We start from the raw sequence: 16576 nt of genomic DNA on the forward strand, positions 1-16576 counted from the left end.
CGCCGTCGTGGTCGCGGGTAGCGCGCCGCGTGGTGCGTCGGGAGCCGGGTTCATTCGACGCGGAACAGCCTCATCGATGTACCGGAGACGGGAAGCACATCGCCGGGCGCGAAGATCTCCTGCTCGTCGGAAGGCCGCTCCTGAGCGCTCGACCACAGCGACACGAAGCGGGTCGCGCCCTCGATCTCGTCGGGGAGGCGCACGTCGATGGGTGACTCCGTCCCGTGCACGATGAGCAGGATGCGGTTGTAGGCCTCGGTATCGGGGGTGGAGGCGGCGACGTACTGGAGGGTCCGGTTGCCGGGGTCGGCCCACTGGCCCTGCTCCATCGTCTCGCCGTTCTGGTCGAACCAGTCCATGACCGAGGCATTCGGGATGTGCTCGCCGAGTCGCGCGTAGCGGCTGGGGCGCAATGCCGGGTTCTCCTGCCGCAACCGGATCAGACGTGAGGCATGGGCGCGGAGGTCCTCCTGCCAGGGCTCGAAATCCCAGGCGAGCCAGGTGAGGGCGGAGTCCTGAGCATAGGCGTTGTTGTTGCCGCGCTGGGTGCGTCCGACCTCGTCGCCCGCCGTGAGCATCGGGATGCCGGCCGAGAGGAGCAGCGTCCCGAGAAGGTTGCGCATCGCCTTGCGCCGCGCGGCGAGGATCGTCGGGTCATCCGTGGGCCCCTCGACACCGTGGTTGAAGGCGCGGTTCATGTCGGCGCCGTCGCGGTTCTGCTCACCGTTCGCTTCATTGTGCTTGACGTCGTACGAGACGAGATCGTGCAGGGTGAAGCCGTCGTGTGCCGTGACGAAGTTCACGCTGGCGAGCGGCCCTCGGTCTTCACTGAAGGTGTTGGAGGATCCGGCGAGTCGGGTCGCGAACCCACCGATGCCCACCGGGGCGGACGCACGTCGTGCATAGTCGATGTCGCTGAGCCAGAAGTTGCGTACGCGGTCGCGATAGCGGTCGTTCCACTCGTGCCATCCCGACGGGAAGTTCCCCGTCTGCCACCCGCCGAGACCGACGTCCCACGGCTCGGCGATGAGCTTGGTGTCGGCGAGGATCGGGTCATCCGCGATGGCCTGCAGGAGCGGATGCTCCGCCGTGTAGGTGTGTGCCCCGTCGCGGGCGATCGCGGTGGCGAGGTCGAAGCGGAAGCCGTCGATCTGCATCTCCTGAGCCCAGTACCGGAGGGAGTCGAGGACGAGTCTGGCCCCGGCATCGGTCGCCGTGTTCAGCGTGTTACCGCACCCGGTGGTGTCGACGTAGACGCCGGACTCGTCCTGGCGGTAGTAGTTGGCGTTGTCGATGCCGCGCAGGCTCGAGCGGGGACCGCCGATGCCCTCTTCGGAGGTGTGGTTGTACACGACGTCGAGGATCACTTCGAGGCCGGCCTCGTGCAGCAGCCGCACCATCCCCTTGAACTCGGCGAGGACGGCCTCCGGTCCTTCTTTGCGGGCGTCCTCGGTCGCATAGGCCGTGTGCGGGGTGAAGAAGTTCAGGGTGTTGTATCCCCAGTAGTTGGTGAGTCCGCGTTCGAGCAGGCGCGGCTCCGGCACGAAGGCGTGCACGGGGAGGAGCTCGATGGAGGTGATGCCCAGCGAGTGGAAGTACTCGATCATCGCGGGATGGGCGAGGCCCGCATAGGTGCCGTGCAGGGCGGGCGGCACATCGGGATGACGCTTGGTGAGTCCCTTGAGATGCCCCTCGTAGATCACCGTGCGGTCGAGCGGGATACGAGGCTTCTGGGAATCGCCCCAGTCGAAGCCGTCGACGATGACGACCGAACGCCACTCCTCGTAGCCGTCGCCCTGAGCCAGGCCCCGTGCATACGGGTCCAGCAACAGCGTCTCCGGGTTGAAGGTGTTTCCGGGGCCGTGGGGACCGCCGACGCGGACGGCGTAGCGGACGCCGGGCTGAAGGAGCTCCGTGGTGATCTCCCAGACGCCTCCCGCCAGCCGTTCGAGCGGAACCTCGTCGGTCGCCCAGTCCAGGTCGGTGGAGTCGAACACGACCAGATCGATGGACGAGGCGTTCTGCGACCAGACGCGCAGGGTGCCGACGCCGTCGTGCAGACGGACGCCGAGGTTGTCGAGGGTGGTGCCGCCGGGCACGGTCAAGTCTCGGGACGCGGGCATGAGTACACACTAGGCGCGATGTGTTGCAGTCTCATGTCAGGGCGTACCGGGTTCCACGGACGGAGACCCGGCAGGGCGGGTTTCGCGAGAGAATCGAAGGATGCGGCACTATCTCGATCATGCGGCGACCACGCCTCTGCGCCCCGAAGCGCGTGACGCCTGGCTTGCCGCCACGGAGACCGTCGGCAACGCCTCCTCCACGCACGGCGCCGGCCAGGATGCCCGCCGACTGCTCGAGGAGTACCGCGAGCGGGTCGCCGTGGTGCTCGATGCCGACCCGATCGAGATCGTGTTCACCTCGGGTGGCACCGAGTCGATCAATCTGGCGTTGCAGGGGCTGTGGAGGGCCCGCCCCGAAGGCACGGCGGCGATCGTGATGCCCGAAGCCGAGCACCACGCCACGATGGACACCGTGGCTGCGCTCGTGGAAGACGGCGCCGAGCTGCGCCGGGTGCCGGTGACCGCCCAGGCACGGATCGATCCGGAACAGTTCGCTCTCCGGCTTCCGGGCGCCGCTCTCGCCACCGCGCTCGTCGCGAACAATGAGGCGGGCACGATCAACGACGCGGCGGCGCTTGCCGCCGCCGCCGCGACGGCGGGTGTGGCGCTCCACCTCGACGCCGTCGCCGCGCTCGGACATGTACCGCTGTCGTTCCGGGATCTGCGTGGAGATCCCGCCGGAGGAGTGGGGCTCGTGGCCATGAGTCTCGCCGGGCACAAGATCGCGGCTCCCGTCGGCGTCGGGGTGCTCGTCACAGCTCGCACCGCTCGGATGACGGCCGTCCTCCGCGGCGGCGCGCAGCAACGAGGCCTCCGGGCCGGAACCCAGGACGTCGCCGGGGCTGCGGCGTTCGCCACTGCACTCGAGCTCGCCGAGTCCGAACGGACGGAGGAGGCCGCGCGATTGCGTGTGCTGCGCGACCGTCTCGTCTCGGGCCTACGTTCCGCCGTGCCGGCAGCCGAGCTCCTGGGCGATCCGACGGACCGGCTGCCGGGCAACGCGCAGGTGCTGTTCCCCGGTGCGGTGGGGGAGAGCCTGTTGTTCCTCCTCGACGTCGCCGGGGTGGCGGCGTCGACCGGATCGGCGTGCCAGGCAGGCGTCGCCGAGCCGTCGCACGTCGTGATGGCGATGGGGCGGAGCGAGCGGGATGCGCGCAGCGTGCTGCGATTCTCGCTGGGTCGGACGTCGACGGACGCCGATGTCGAAGCGGTGCTCGCCGCGATCGGCGACGCCTATGCGCGAGCTTCCGGCGCCGGCACAGGCGCACGCTCGTAGACTGTTCCCATGCGGATCCTTGCGGCGATGAGCGGCGGCGTCGACTCCGCCGTCGCGGCAGCAAGAGCCGTGGAGGCGGGGCACGACGTGGTCGGTGTGCACCTGGCGCTCTCCAGAGCCGGTGGAACGCTCCGCACGGGTAGTCGCGGGTGCTGCACGATCGAGGATGCGCTCGATGCCCGCCGCGCCGCCGACCTGCTCGGCATCCCGTTCTACGTGTGGGACTTCTCCGAGCGTTTCCGCGACGATGTCATCGAGGACTTCATCTCCGAGTACCAGGCAGGACGAACGCCCAACCCCTGCATGCGCTGCAACGAGAAGATCAAGTTCGCGGCCCTCCTGGAGCGCGCGATCGAGCTCGGCTTCGACGCCGTGTGCACCGGGCACTATGCCACGCTCGTCGACGGTGCCGACGGACTGGAGCTGCACCGGGCGTCGGACAACGCCAAGGACCAGTCGTACGTCCTGGGTGTGCTGAACGCTGAGCAGCTCGCACACACGTACTTCCCGCTCGGAACGACCCCCTCGAAGGCGATCGTTCGTGCCGAGGCGGCAGCACGCGGCCTGACCGTCGCCCAGAAGCCGGACAGCCACGACATCTGCTTCATCCCCGACGGGGACACCCGAGGATGGCTCGCTGAGAAGGTCGGAACCGCCACGGGCGAGATCGTGGATCGCAGCGGGGAGGTCGTCGGCTCGCACGAGGGGGCGCATGCATTCACGGTGGGACAGCGCCGCGGCCTCAAGCTCGGTGTGCCCGCGGCGGACGGCAAGCCTCGCTTCGTGCTCGAAGTCCGACCGGTGTCGAACACCGTCGTGGTCGGACCCAAGGAGGCTCTCGCGATCGCGGAGATCGCAGGGGAGCGGTTCAGCTGGGCCGGGGCCGCGCCGACGGAGTCCTCGTTCGAGTGCCACGTGCAGATCCGCGCGCACTCCGAGCCGGTCGCCGCACGTGCCGTGGTCTCGGACGACGGGGTCCGGGTGACGCCGGAGGTCCCGCTCGACGGGGTCGCGCCTGGGCAGACCGCCGTGCTCTACGTCGGCACCCGGGTGCTCGGGCAGTTCACGATCGACTCCACGGTGTCGGCGGTGCCTGTCGGCGCGTAGACCCCATCGGTGTCGGTGCCCGCTCGTAGACTGGCGGGGTGCCGGAGAACATCTCGCTGGAAGACGCCCGAACCGAAGCCGAGGAGCTGACCGCTCGCATCCTCGACGCGAAGGAGGCCTATTACGGCCGTGACACATCGGTCGTGGATGACTTCACCTACGACGGATGGATGCATCGGCTCGAGGAACTGGAGCGGCTGCACCCCGAGCTGCAGGGTCAGGATTCGCCCACCCAGATGGTCGGGGCGGCCGAGGCAACGGGGCTTGCGACGATCGAGCACGCCGAGCGCATGCTCAGCCTCGACAACGTCTTCTCCGTCGACGAGCTGCGGGAGTGGGCGGCGAAGACCAGGGCCGCCGCCGGGCGTGAGGTCGCGTGGCTCACCGAGCTGAAGATCGACGGGCTCGCGATCAACCTCCGGTACGAGAACGGCGTCCTCACCTCTGCCGCCACTCGGGGCGACGGCCGCGTCGGCGAGATCGTGACGGAGAACGCCCTCCGTCTGCCAGAGATCCCGCAACGGCTGAGCGGGGAGGGTCATCCCCCGATCGTCGAAGTGCGTGGCGAGGTATTCATCCCTGTCGCAGCGTTCGAGCGTCTCAACGCTGCGCAGGCCGACTTCCGGGACCGCGCGTACGCCGATGCTCTCGCGCGCTGGGAAGCCAGGGGAGGCGCGAAGAAGGCGTTCGACGAGGAGAAGGCGCAGACGGCGGCCGCCCGACGCTTCCCGTCGTTCGCCAATCCGCGCAATGCCGCCAGCGGCGGGCTCCGCCAGCAGATCGACAAGAAGAACGGCCTGGAACTCGAGGCCGGACTCCTGCGCATCGAGTCGCTCGCGCTCTACGTGCACGGCATCGGCGCGTGGACGAACCCTCCCGTCGCCGCGCAGAGCGAGGTGTACGACCTGCTCGCCGAATGGGGTCTGCCCACGAGCCCGCACACGAAGGTGTGCCACACGATCGACGAGGTGGTGTCCTTCGTCGAGTACTTCGGCGAGCACCGTCATGACATCGAGCACGAGCTCGACGGCATCGTGGTCAAAGTCGACGAGCTCGAGCTGCACGACGAACTCGGCGCGACGAGCCGAGCGCCCCGCTGGGCCATCGCCTACAAGTACCCGCCCGAAGAGGTCCAGACCAAGCTCCTCGACATCGTCGTATCGGTGGGACGCACGGGGCGCGCCACGCCGTTCGCCGTCATGGCGCCCGCGCACGTCGCCGGTTCCGTCGTCCGCCAGGCCACGCTGCACAACAAGGATGTCGTCAAGGCCAAGGGCGTGCTGATCGGCGACACCGTCGTTCTGCGCAAGGCCGGCGACGTGATCCCCGAGGTTCTCGGTCCCGTGGTCGAGAAGCGCGACGGCAGCGAGCGGGAGTTCGTCATGCCGGTCGAGTGCCCGGAATGCGGTACACCGTTACGCGCGATGAAGGAAGGCGACATCGACCTCCGGTGCCCGAACGCGCGTTCGTGTCCCGCTCAGGTCCGTGGCCGTGTCGAGCACATCGGATCCCGTGGCGCCCTCGATGTGGAAGCGCTCGGCGAGGTGACCGCTGCGGCGCTCACCCAACCGACCTCACCGGCTGTGCCCCCGCTCGAGACCGAGGCCGGGCTGTTCGCCCTCACCCTCGAGGAGCTCGTACCCATCGAACTGTTCGTGCGAGATTCCGAGACCGGACTCCCGAAGGAGGACGAGGACGGGATCGTCAAGACGCGCGCTCCTTTCCGACGCAACCCCACCGCGGCCGAGAAGAAGTCGGGTCTCGAGGGGCCGCAGCCGTCGTCGCAGGCGCTCACCCTGCTCGCCGAGCTCGAGAAGGCGAAGACCAAGGAGCTGTGGCGACTGCTTGTGTCGCTCAACATCCGCCACGTCGGCCCCGTCGCCGCCCGGGCTCTGGCGCAGTGGTTCGGCTCTCTCGATGCGATCCGCGCGGCTACGCGAGACGAGCTTGCCGCCGTCGAGGGCGTGGGGGGCATCATCGCCGATTCCCTGCTCGCATGGTTCGAGGTCGACTGGCATCAAGAGATCGTGCAGCAGTGGGCCGATGCGGGCGTGCAGTGGTCGACGCCTGGCCACCCCGGGCCGGGTGCGGCGGTTGCGGCGGGGGGAGTGCTCGAAGGTCTCACGGTGGTGGCCACCGGCTCCCTCGACGGCTACACCCGCGACGGCGCGCAGGAGGCGATCATCAACGCGGGCGGTAAGGCTGCGTCGAGCGTGTCGAAGAAAACGGATTTCGTAGCGGCGGGTCCCGGCGCGGGATCGAAACTCGCCAAGGCCGAGGACCTCGGAATCCGGATCCTCGACGCGGCACAGTTCCACATCCTCGTGACAGAGGGGCCGGCCGCGCTCCCGCCCGCGAGCGACGGGTCGTGAAGCGTTACGGGCCTCTGATCGTCGTTCCGAATGCTCTGGCGCTCGGAGACCCCGGGCGACACCATCTTCGTCTCACTCCGCAGGCGGTGATCATCCGCCGAGGTGCCGAAGGTCAAGGGATCGTACCGTGGGACGGCGTGCAGGGGATCGCTCTCGATGTGCCGACGACCCGGTTCCGGCTGCCCGGGTTCTTCGGCACGGTACTGCTCGGCGCACTGACGGCGGCGATACTGAGCGACCCCGGCATCGAGCCCGATGATGGAGCGGTGACGCTCACTGTCGATGGCGAGAGCACGACGCTGCCGCTGAGCCGCCATCACGTCGGTGGCTACTGGCAGCCGACGGTGGCGGGCGCACATCGATTGATCGCGCACCTCATCGCACACCCCGAACAGCGAGCATTGTTGGCGCACCCCGAGCCGCTGATCGACGTCGCGGCGCAACTCGCGCGCGGAACGGGATAGTCCGAACCGCGCGCGATGCGCGTCAGCTCTTGTGACGGGGCTTGCGGAACGGCTTCTCGTCGCGGCTGTCGCGAGCCGGTCGCTCGTCGCGGTCACGACGCTCGAACCGATCTCCCGCGTCGCGTCCACCCTCACGCGGGCCGCTGCGGCGCGCGCCGGCGGGGCCGCGGTCGGGCTTGATCTCGATCAACCGACCGGAGATGCGGGTGTCGCGAAGCTTCTCCAGGACGGTCGGACTCATGTTCGCCGGAAGCTCGACGACCGAGAAGTCGGGACGGATGTTGATCGCGCCGAAGTCGTCACGGCCGAGGCCGCCTTCGTTCGCGAGGGCACCGACGATCTGGCGCGGTTCGACCCGATGACGGCGACCGACCTCGATGCGGTATGCCGTGTAGTCGCCGCGACCTCGACGCTCACGCGGTTCGCGGGACTCACGCGCGTCCCGTCCCGTGCGCTCGCGCGGAGGGCGATTATCTGCTTCGACAGCCTTCGTCAGCGGGTCGTTGGCGGGATCGAGGAGCAGAGGCTTGTCGCCCTGAGCCACCACGGCGAGAGCTGCTGCCACGTCGGCCTCGGGGACGTCGTGGTGGCGGACGTAGTGGGCGACGATGTCGCGGAAAGCGTCGATGCGGCCGGTCTCCGACAGTGCGGTGGTGATCGCGTCGTCGAAGCGGTTCAGACGCGTGGTGTTCACGTCCTCCGTGCTAGGCAGCTGCATCTGAGCGGGCTGCTGACGGGTGGCCTTCTCGATGTGCTTCAGGAGGTAGCGCTCGCGCGGGGTGATGAAGCTGATCGCATCGCCCGATCGTCCCGCACGACCCGTGCGACCGATGCGGTGCACGTACGACTCGGTGTCGGTGGGGATGTCGAAGTTGACGACGTGGCTGATGCGCTCGACGTCGAGACCGCGAGCGGCCACGTCGGTCGCGACGAGGATGTCGAGTTTGCCGTCCTTGAGCTGGTTGACACTACGCTCGCGCTGCACCTGGGGCACGTCGCCGTTGATCGCGGCTGCGGAGTATCCCCGGGCCCGCAGCTTCTCGGCCAGCGTCTCGGTCTCGTTCTTGGTGCGCACGAAGACGATCATCCCGTCGAAGTTCTCGACCTCGAGGATGCGGGTGAGCGCATCGACCTTCTGCGCATACGACACGACGAGGTACCGCTGCGTGATGTTCGTGCCGGTGGCGGTCTTGGACTTGATGCTGATCTCTTCCGGCTCACGCAGGTACTTCTGCGCGAGTCGACGGATCTGCGGCGGCATCGTGGCCGAGAACAGCGCGACCTGCTTCTCCTCCGGCGTCTGCGCGAGGATCTGCTCGACGTCTTCCGCGAAGCCCATCTTCAGCATCTCATCGGCCTCATCGAGTACCAGATACTTCAACTCGGACAGGTCGAGCGTGCCCTTGGCGAGGTGGTCCATGATGCGGCCGGGCGTGCCGACGATGACGTGGACACCGCGTCGCAGCGCGGACAGCTGCACGCCGTAGCCCTGTCCGCCGTAGACGGGGAGGACGTGTACGCCCTTCATCTTCGAGGCATAGGACTCGAATGCCTCGCACACCTGGAGCGCGAGCTCACGGGTGGGAGCGAGCACGAGCGCCTGCGGGATCTTCTGGGAGACATCGAGGCGTTCGAGGACGGGAAGCGCGAAAGCGGCGGTCTTACCCGTTCCGGTCTGTGCCTGGCCGACGACGTCGCGGCCGGCGAGAAGCGTTGGAATGGTCGCCGCCTGGATGGGCGACGGGGTCTCGTAGCCGAGGTCCTTGATGGCTTTGAGGACGGGCCCGGTGATGCCGAGCTCCTCGAATCCGGGGGTCGCGGGGGAGTCCTCGGGGGCGTCGGTCAGCACTGCATCTTCAGGGGTCACTTCCCAAGGGTAGCGCGCTGCGGCGCTCGGCGCCTGTGAGGACGACCTCAGGCGCCGGTGGTCAGGGCGAGCAGCTTCTCCTTGACCTGACGTCGGAGCACCTTCCCGATCAACGACTTGGGGAGCTCGTCGACCACGAACACACGACGCGGCACCTTGTACGGAGTGAGGATGCTGCGGGCGAAATCTCGGATCGCCTCCACATCGACATCGGTTCCGGCATCCACGACGATGGCGGCGACGACCTCCTCGCCGGAGTGCTCGCTCGGCAACCCGACGACCGCGGCATCCGCGACCTGGGGGTGCTGGCGCAGCGCGTTCTCGACCTCGGTGGGCGCGACGTTGAAGCCGCCGGTGATGATGAGTTCCTTGATGCGATCGACGATGCGGACGAATCCGGCGTCGTCGATCGTGACGATGTCACCGGTCCGGTACCAGCCGCCGACAAAGACGGCTTCCGTCTCCTCGGGCTTGCCGTAATACCCCGAGAACACCTGGGGCCCGCGCACGACGAGTTCTCCGGCTGATCCGGCCGGGACGTCTTCACTCGGGTTCTCCGGGTCGACGACACGGCATTCGGTCCCGGGCAGGGGGAGCCCGACCGTGCCGGGCACGCGGTTGTCCGCGACCGGGTTCGCCATCAGGACGGGGGAGCACTCGCTCAGTCCGTAGCCCTCGACGAGGTAGCCATGCGTGGCCTCTTCGAAGGGGACGACCAGCTCGTGCGGCAGTGCCATGGCGCCGGAGATCGCGACCTCGATGCCGTCGAGCGACACACCCTTCTCCTGCGCTGCGGCGAGGAGGCGGTCCGCGATGGGCGGCACGAGTGGGAGGAAAGTCGCGGGGTGCTTCTTGACGACGTCGAGCACGAGGTCCGGATCGAACTTGGGGAACAGCACGAGTCGGGCGCCCATCGACATCGCGAATGTGAGGCAGAGCGTGAGGCCGTAGGCGTGGAACATCGGCAGGACCGCATAGACCACGCAGCCCTTGCCGCGCTGGATCGACGGCACCCAGGCCTGAGCTTGCGCGGCGTTGGCGAGCAGGTTGCGGTGTGTGAGGGCCGCACCCTTCGGCGTTCCCGTGGTACCGGACGTGTACTGGATGATCGCGAGATCGTCGGTGCGCGGCATCGGATGTGAGGCGGGGATCGGCTCGGAGGCCAGGAGAGAATCCCACGCGACGGTACCGCGCACCTTCTCGGTCAACGCCGCGCGCGACTCGCGAGCCTTGGCGACCGGGAGCCGCAGCGCGAAACGAGTGACGAACGGCATGGCGCGGGTCACGTCGACGGAGATGAGGTTCGTGACGGCCAGATCCGTCGGGAACTCCTGCACTGTGGACACGACCTTGTTCCACACGATCGCGTGCTTCGCGCCGTGATCCTCGAACTGCTTACGCAGTTCGCGAGGGGTATAGAGAGGGTTGTGCTCGACGACGACAGCGCCGAGACGGAGTACCGCGTAGAAGGCCACGATGTGCTGGGGGCAGTTCGGTAGAACGATGGCGACCGGGTCTCCTGCGCGGACCCCGAGGTCGCGAAGTCCTGCTGCGGCGCGGTCGATCGCCGACTGCAGCTGTCCGTAGGTGGTCTCGCGGCCGAAGAACTGCAGGGCGGGGGCGTCCGGGTAGTCGCGGGCCGAAGCGGCGACGATGTCGACGAGCGAGCCGCCCACGGGAGGGAGGTCGTCGGGGACTCCTGCGGCATAGCTGGCGATCCACGGGCGAGGGGGCTGGAACGTGCTCACCCGCCCAGCATATGTCGACCGACTCGCGGGGCAGGGGAGTTCGGAGTGCGGCAACTAGACTGGAGGGGTGTCTGAAATCACCCCTGAACTCGTGCGCCATCTCGGTGTGCTCGCACGCATCCAGCTGAACGACGACGAGGTGTCGCGGCTCACGGGCCAGCTCGACGCGATCGTCGACAACATCGCGAAGGTCTCGGAGGTCGCGACAGACGATGTCGTCGCGACGAGCCACCCTATCCCGCTGAGCAATGTCTTCCGACCGGATGTGGTCGGGCAGACGCTCACGCACGAGCAGGTGCTGCAGAACGCTCCGGACGCCGCGGACGGCCGCTTCCGCGTCACCGCGATCCTGGGAGAAGAGCAGTGAGCGACATCATCCGACTGAACGCGGCCGATCTCGCCGCCAAGCTCTCCACGGGCGAGGTGTCGAGCGTCGAGGCGACGCAGGCACACCTCGACCGCATCGCCGCCGTCGACGGCGACGTGCACGCCTTCCTGCACGTCAACGAGGGAGCGCTCGAGGCCGCAGCCGCGATCGACGCCCGCCGCGCTTCCGGTGAATCCCTGGGGCCTCTCGCCGGTGTGCCGCTGGCGATCAAGGACGTTCTCGTGACGACCGACCAGCCCACGACCAGCGGCTCGCGCATCCTCGAGGGATATCGCTCGCCCTACGACGCCACGGTCGTCGCACGCTCGCGCGCAGCAGGGATGATCGCTCTCGGCAAGACCAACATGGACGAGTTCGCGATGGGTTCGTCCACGGAGCACTCGGCGTACGGCCCCACGCACAACCCGTGGGATCTCGACCGGATTCCCGGTGGCTCGGGCGGTGGCTCCGCCGCTGCTGTCGCCGCGTTCGAGGCTCCGCTCGCGCTCGGCTCCGACACCGGCGGGTCGATCCGTCAGCCCGCGCACGTCACCGGCACGGTGGGCGTCAAGCCCACATACGGCGGCGTGAGCCGCTACGGTGCGATCGCACTCGCCTCCAGCCTCGACCAGGTCGGCCCGGTCTCCCGGACGGTCCTCGATTCCGGGCTGCTGCACGACGCCATCGGCGGGCACGACCCCAAGGATTCGACCTCGCTGCGCGACGAGTGGCCCTCGTTCGCTGAGGCCGCCCGCGAAGGGGCTCGCGGAGACGTACTCAAGGGGCTCAAGGTCGGCGTGATCCGCGAACTCCCGGACAGCGGCTTCCAGCCGGGTGTCGCGGCGTCGTTCCGCAGCGCGCTCGCGCTCATGGAGGCTCAGGGCGCCGAGATCGTCGAGATCGCCGCTCCGCACTTCGAATACGGAGTGGCTGCGTACTACCTGATCCTCCCCGCCGAGGCTTCGAGCAACCTCGCGAAGTTCGACTCCGTGCGCTTCGGCCTGCGGGTGACGCCCGACGGCAACCCCACGGTCGAGGACGTCATGTCCGCGACCCGCGACGCCGGCTTCGGCGATGAGGTCAAGCGCCGCATCATCCTCGGCACGTACGCACTGTCGGCCGGATACTACGACGCTTACTACGGCAGCGCACAGAAGGTCCGCACGCTCATCCAGCAGGATTTCGCGAACGCGTTCGCCGAGGTCGACGTGATCGCGACGCCCTCGGCCCCGACCACGGCGTTCAAGCTCGGGGAGAAGATCGATGACCCCCTGCAGATGTACCTCAACGACATCACGACCATCCCGGTGAACCTCGCCGGGGTCCCCGGCATCTCCATTCCGAGCGGCCTCGCGGATGACGATGGCCTGCCCGTCGGCATCCAGTTCATCGCTCCGGCGCGCGAGGACGCACGTCTCTACAAGGTCGGCGCCGCGCTCGAGACGCTGCTCGTCGATTCGTGGGGCGCGCCGCTGCTCACCCGTGCTCCGAAGCTCGCAGAAGGGAAGCGCTGATGGCCGCCGCCAAGCTCATGGACTTCGACAAGGCGCTCGAGCTGTTCGAGCCGGTCCTCGGTTTCGAGGTCCACGTCGAACTCAACACGAACACGAAGATGTTCTCCGATGCGCCGAACCCGGCCAATGAGGCTTTCCACGCCGCGGAGCCGAACACCCTCATCGCGCCGGTCGACCTCGGTCTTCCCGGGTCGCTGCCGGTTGTGAACGAGACGGCGATCCGCTCGTCGATCAGCTTGGGCCTCGCGCTCGGCTGCTCGATCGCCGAATCGAGCAGGTTCGCGCGCAAGAACTACTTCTACCCCGACCTGGGCAAGAACTACCAGATCTCGCAGTACGACGAGCCGATCGCCTATGAGGGCTCGGTCGAGGTCGAGCTCGAGGACGGGACGCTCATCACGATCCCGATCGAGCGTGCGCACATGGAGGAAGACGCCGGAAAGCTCACCCACATGGGCGGAGCGACCGGACGTATCCAGGGGGCCGAGTACTCGCTCGTCGACTACAACCGTGCGGGGGTGCCGCTGGTCGAGATCGTGACCAACATCATCTACGGCACCGAGCACCGTGCGCCGGAGGTCGCCAAGGCCTACGTGCAGGCGATCCGCGACATCGTTCGCGGGCTCGGCATCTCCGAGGCTCGGCTGGAGCGCGGCAACCTGCGCTGCGACGCGAACGTTTCGCTGCGCCCGCGGGGTACAGACAAGCTCGGTACCCGCACGGAGACGAAGAACGTCAACTCGATGCGCTCGGTCGAGCGCGCCGTGAGGTACGAGATCCAGCGACAGGCGCAGATTCTCGCCGATGGCGGCACGATCACACAGGAGACGCGGCACTGGCACGAGGACACCGGCACGACCTCGCCGGGACGCCCGAAGTCGGATGCCGACGACTACCGCTACTTCCCCGAGCCTGATCTGCTGCCCGTGGAACCGGCCGCCGAGCTGATCGAAGAGTTGCGCGCCGCGCTTCCGGAGCAGCCCGTCGCTCGTCGTCGCCGTCTCATGACGGAGTGGGGCTTCACGGACCTCGAATTCCAGGACGTCCGAAACGGCGGCCTGCTCGAGGTCGTCGAGGCCACGATCGCTGCCGGCGCCACTCCGGCCACCGCACGCAAGTGGTGGACGGGCGAGATCAGCCGTCTCGCGAACGCGCAGGAGAAGGACGCGACCGACCTGATCAGCCCGGAGAACGTTGCCGCGCTGCAGAAGCTCGTCGATGCGGGAACCCTCACCGACAAGCTCGCCCGCCAGGTGCTCGAAGGCGTCATCGCCGGCGAGGGCACGCCGCAGGAGGTCGTGGACGCCCGCGGGCTCGCGGTCGTGTCGGATGACGGCGCGCTGATCGCCGCGATCGACGAGGCCCTGGCCGCTCAGCCCGACGTGATGGCGAAGATCAAGGATGGCAAGGTGCAGGCCGCCGGTGCTGTGATCGGCGCCGTCATGAAGGCGATGAAGGGTCAGGCGGACGCCGCACGTGTCCGTGAACTCATTCTCGAGCGCGCTGCCCAGTAGCGTGCCACCCCGGGCCTCGTGTCCGAGGCCCGGGGGAGAATGGTCGTATGGGACACGGTGACGGCAGAGGGCGCATCGTCTCCGCCGTCGATGCCGACGACACGGGAACCCGCATCCTGCACGTCGACATGGACGCGTTCTATGCGGCCGTCGAGGTGCTCGATGATCCCTCCCTCCGTGGTCTGCCGCTGATCATCGGGGCGCCGGACGGCCGTTCCGTCGTCTCGAGTGCGTCCTACGAGGCTCGTCGCTATGGCGTCCGTGCGGCGATGCCGGTTTCCCAGGCGTTACGGCTGTGCCCGTCCGCGCGCATCGTCCTCCCGCATTTCCACCGGTACCAGGAGGTCTCACGGCAGGTGATGGCGATCTTCGAGTCGTTCACGCCCCTCGTCGAGCCGCTGTCGGTCGACGAGGCGTTCCTCGATGTGCAGGGCGTGCGCCGCCTCTGGGGGAGTCCCGCTCGCATCGCGGAGTTGATCCGGCAACGAGTGCTCGACGAGGTCGGCATCACCTGCAGCGTGGGCGTCGCTGCCACCAAGCACGTCGCGAAGATGGCCTCCACGATTTCGAAGCCCGATGGCATGCTCGTCGTCGCAGCGAAGGACACGCTCGACTTCCTTGCGCCGAGACCGGTTCGCGCGATGTGGGGCGTCGGGCCGAAGGCCGCGGAGGCGCTCGAAGCGCGAGGCATCCGCACGGTGCAGGATGTGCGCGAGGCGCCGCGAGAGATGATCGACAGGGCTGTGGGTGCGGCCCTCAGTGCGCGGCTCGCGCAGCTGGCGATGGGACAGGATCCGCGTGCCGTCGACACGGAACGCGTGGAGAAGAGCATCGGTCATGAGGAGACATTCGACACTGACATCCGGGATCGGGATTTTCTCCGTGCGGAGCTCCTGCGACTCGCCGATCGCGTCGCAGCGAGGCTGCGGCGAGCCGACTGGGAGACGGCGACTGTCGCGATCAAGATCCGATTCGACGACTTCCGCACGCTCAGCCGCTCCGTGACCCTGAGCGAGCCCACTGCGGTCGGTCAGCGGATCGGCGAGGCAGCCCAGACACTGTTCGAGCAGATCGATCGGCGGGACCCCGTGCGACTCGTCGGCGTCCGCGCCGAGAACCTGCGCCCCGCTGGCGGTGGCGGTCTCGGCCTCTGGGACGACGACGAGGATTGGCGCAAGGTCGAGGGCGCCGTCGACGAGGCCGTGGCACGGTTCGGCTCCGCGACGATCAGCCGCGCGCGACACATCGGGCGTGCCGATGGCCGAGGCGCCGCGCAGCATCCGAAGGCGCACGGCCTGGATTGATCTCACGCGCGCCCTGTTCCTCGGCTACCGTGGAGGTATGCCGAACATCGCACTGGAACTCGGAAAGCAAGCAGCGTCCTTCGGCGTGAAGAGCGCGTACGGAGAACCCCAGGATGTCGACGGGGTGAGCATCACTCCGGTTGCATTCACATACTCCGGATTCGGTGGTGGCAGCGGCGACGGTGCCGAAGGCGGGGGAGGGGGCGGTGTCTCCGTCCCGGTCGGGGTCTACGTCCGGCGAGAAGAGGGCCTCCGCTTCGAGCCCAACATCGTCACGCTGCTCCTCGTGGCGGTGCCGTTCGTCTGGGTCACCGGGCGGGCTCTCGTGCGCATCATCCGTGCCCTCAAGAAGTGACGACCCCGTCGCGACGGCTCTGGAGCGCGCTGCGACCCTGATCGAACAGGACGTCCGCGCACTGGCGGCCGCGAATCCTGTCGTCCTGATCGACGGCGGCAGTGGCGCGGGGAAGTCCTCTCTCGCGGCGAGGCTCGTCAGGCGCTGGCCCGTCCTCGGTCACGTGCAGCTCGTCGCCCTCGATTCGATCTATCCCGGTTGGGATGGCCTCGATGACGGAGCAGAACGCGCGCTCGAGTGGATCCTGCGTCCGCACGGTCGCGGATACCTCGGCACGTGGCGGCGCTGGGATTGGGAGTCGGAGGCCGAGGCGGAGAGCCACGCGGTCGACCCTGCCCTCGGCGTGATCATCGAGGGCAGTGGAATCCTGCGACCATCGACAGCCGGTCTCGCGGACGTCAGGGTCTGGGTGGAATCCGCGGAGGCGTCGCGGAAGACCCGGGCGCTGAATCGTGACGGAGACACGTACCGTCCGCACTGGGATCGCTGGGCGGCGCAGGAACGCCGTCATCTCGAACGGGACGACCCTCGAGCTCTGGCGACTCGGATCATCGACGTCCCGTAG

The 16576-nt window shown here is 68.2% G+C and carries 13 protein-coding genes; 10 read left to right on the forward strand and 3 right to left on the reverse strand.

Translation table 11 applies throughout. The annotated features are described in order from the left end of the window. Positions 1-50: 50 nt before the first annotated feature. Positions 51-2123: a glycogen debranching protein GlgX gene (gene glgX / locus GZ67_RS0109295; RefSeq protein ID WP_029263470.1), complete on the reverse strand. Its 2073-nt coding sequence runs from the start codon at positions 2121-2123 to the stop codon at positions 51-53. 100 nt (positions 2124-2223) lie between these two features. Between glgX and GZ67_RS0109300 the strand changes: the two genes are divergently transcribed. The 4 genes from GZ67_RS0109300 to GZ67_RS0109315 are packed head-to-tail and all read left to right on the forward strand — an operon-like array spanning position 2224 to position 7342. Next, complete coding sequence (locus GZ67_RS0109300; RefSeq protein WP_029263469.1) at positions 2224-3399, forward strand: cysteine desulfurase family protein; 1176 nt, start codon at positions 2224-2226, stop codon at positions 3397-3399. 9 nt (positions 3400-3408) lie between these two features. After that, the gene (gene mnmA / locus GZ67_RS0109305) at positions 3409-4506 is read left to right on the forward strand and encodes a tRNA 2-thiouridine(34) synthase MnmA (protein WP_081859949.1); all 1098 of its coding nucleotides are present in this window, start codon (positions 3409-3411) and stop codon (positions 4504-4506) included. 38 nt (positions 4507-4544) lie between these two features. Further along, positions 4545-6878: an NAD-dependent DNA ligase LigA gene (gene ligA, locus GZ67_RS0109310; protein WP_029263467.1), complete on the forward strand. Its 2334-nt coding sequence runs from the start codon at positions 4545-4547 to the stop codon at positions 6876-6878. Continuing rightward, positions 6875-7342 carry a hypothetical protein gene (locus GZ67_RS0109315; protein ID WP_029263466.1) on the forward strand — a complete coding sequence of 156 codons (468 nt, stop codon included), beginning with the start codon at positions 6875-6877 and terminating at the stop codon, positions 7340-7342. The genes ligA and GZ67_RS0109315 overlap by 4 nt, the downstream gene beginning before the upstream one ends. A 22-nt stretch (positions 7343-7364) precedes the next feature. Here the strand turns inward: GZ67_RS0109315 and GZ67_RS0109320 are convergent, their stop codons facing one another. Together GZ67_RS0109320 and GZ67_RS0109325 are read right to left on the reverse strand one after the other, a co-directional pair. Then, entirely contained in the window at positions 7365-9209 is a 1845-nt protein-coding gene (locus tag GZ67_RS0109320) for a DEAD/DEAH box helicase (protein WP_374956805.1), read from the reverse strand. 47 nt (positions 9210-9256) lie between these two features. After that, positions 9257-10957 carry a long-chain-fatty-acid--CoA ligase gene (locus tag GZ67_RS0109325; protein WP_029263464.1) on the reverse strand — a complete coding sequence of 567 codons (1701 nt, stop codon included), beginning with the start codon at positions 10955-10957 and terminating at the stop codon, positions 9257-9259. Between the two features lie 67 nt (positions 10958-11024). On the opposite strand from GZ67_RS0109325, the gene gatC reads away from it, so the two are divergent. From gatC to GZ67_RS0109355, 6 genes are read left to right on the forward strand one after another with little or no spacing between them, the layout of a single operon-like run. Next, the gene (gene gatC, locus GZ67_RS0109330) at positions 11025-11324 is read left to right on the forward strand and encodes an Asp-tRNA(Asn)/Glu-tRNA(Gln) amidotransferase subunit GatC (RefSeq protein WP_029263463.1); all 300 of its coding nucleotides are present in this window, start codon (positions 11025-11027) and stop codon (positions 11322-11324) included. Beyond that, positions 11321-12838 (forward strand): Asp-tRNA(Asn)/Glu-tRNA(Gln) amidotransferase subunit GatA, encoded by a 1518-nt coding sequence (gene gatA / locus GZ67_RS0109335; protein ID WP_029263462.1) that lies wholly within the window; start codon positions 11321-11323, stop codon positions 12836-12838. Before gatC ends, gatA begins: the two co-directional genes overlap by 4 nt. After that, positions 12838-14352, forward strand: coding sequence for an Asp-tRNA(Asn)/Glu-tRNA(Gln) amidotransferase subunit GatB (gene gatB, locus GZ67_RS0109340; protein ID WP_029263461.1), 1515 nt, complete (start codon positions 12838-12840; stop codon positions 14350-14352). Before gatA ends, gatB begins: the two co-directional genes overlap by 1 nt. 47 nt (positions 14353-14399) lie before the next feature. Continuing rightward, a complete protein-coding gene (gene dinB, locus GZ67_RS0109345; protein ID WP_029263460.1) occupies positions 14400-15656 on the forward strand; it encodes a DNA polymerase IV in 1257 nt (418 codons plus the stop codon). A gap of 37 nt (positions 15657-15693) precedes the next feature. Beyond that, positions 15694-16011 carry a hypothetical protein gene (locus GZ67_RS0109350; RefSeq protein WP_029263459.1) on the forward strand — a complete coding sequence of 106 codons (318 nt, stop codon included), beginning with the start codon at positions 15694-15696 and terminating at the stop codon, positions 16009-16011. Continuing rightward, a complete protein-coding gene (locus GZ67_RS0109355) occupies positions 15995-16576 on the forward strand; it encodes an aminobenzoate synthetase (RefSeq protein WP_029263458.1) in 582 nt (193 codons plus the stop codon). Before GZ67_RS0109350 ends, GZ67_RS0109355 begins: the two co-directional genes overlap by 17 nt.

Source organism: Microbacterium sp. Cr-K20 (assembly GCF_000708325.1).
In the GTDB taxonomy this organism is placed as follows: domain Bacteria; phylum Actinomycetota; class Actinomycetes; order Actinomycetales; family Microbacteriaceae; genus Microbacterium.

Bases quoted from the DNA above. Each gene is read 5' to 3' on its own strand.
- glgX (WP_029263470.1), bottom strand. From the start codon at position 2,123: ATGCCCGCGTCCCGAGACTTGACCGTGCCCGGCGGCACCACCCTCGAC.
- GZ67_RS0109300 (WP_029263469.1), top strand. From the start codon at position 2,224: ATGCGGCACTATCTCGATCATGCGGCGACCACGCCTCTGCGCCCCGAA.
- mnmA (WP_081859949.1), top strand. From the start codon at position 3,409: ATGCGGATCCTTGCGGCGATGAGCGGCGGCGTCGACTCCGCCGTCGCG.
- gatB (WP_029263461.1), top strand. From the start codon at position 12,838: ATGGCCGCCGCCAAGCTCATGGACTTCGACAAGGCGCTCGAGCTGTTC.
- dinB (WP_029263460.1), top strand. From the start codon at position 14,400: ATGGGACACGGTGACGGCAGAGGGCGCATCGTCTCCGCCGTCGATGCC.
- GZ67_RS0109350 (WP_029263459.1), top strand. From the start codon at position 15,694: ATGCCGAACATCGCACTGGAACTCGGAAAGCAAGCAGCGTCCTTCGGC.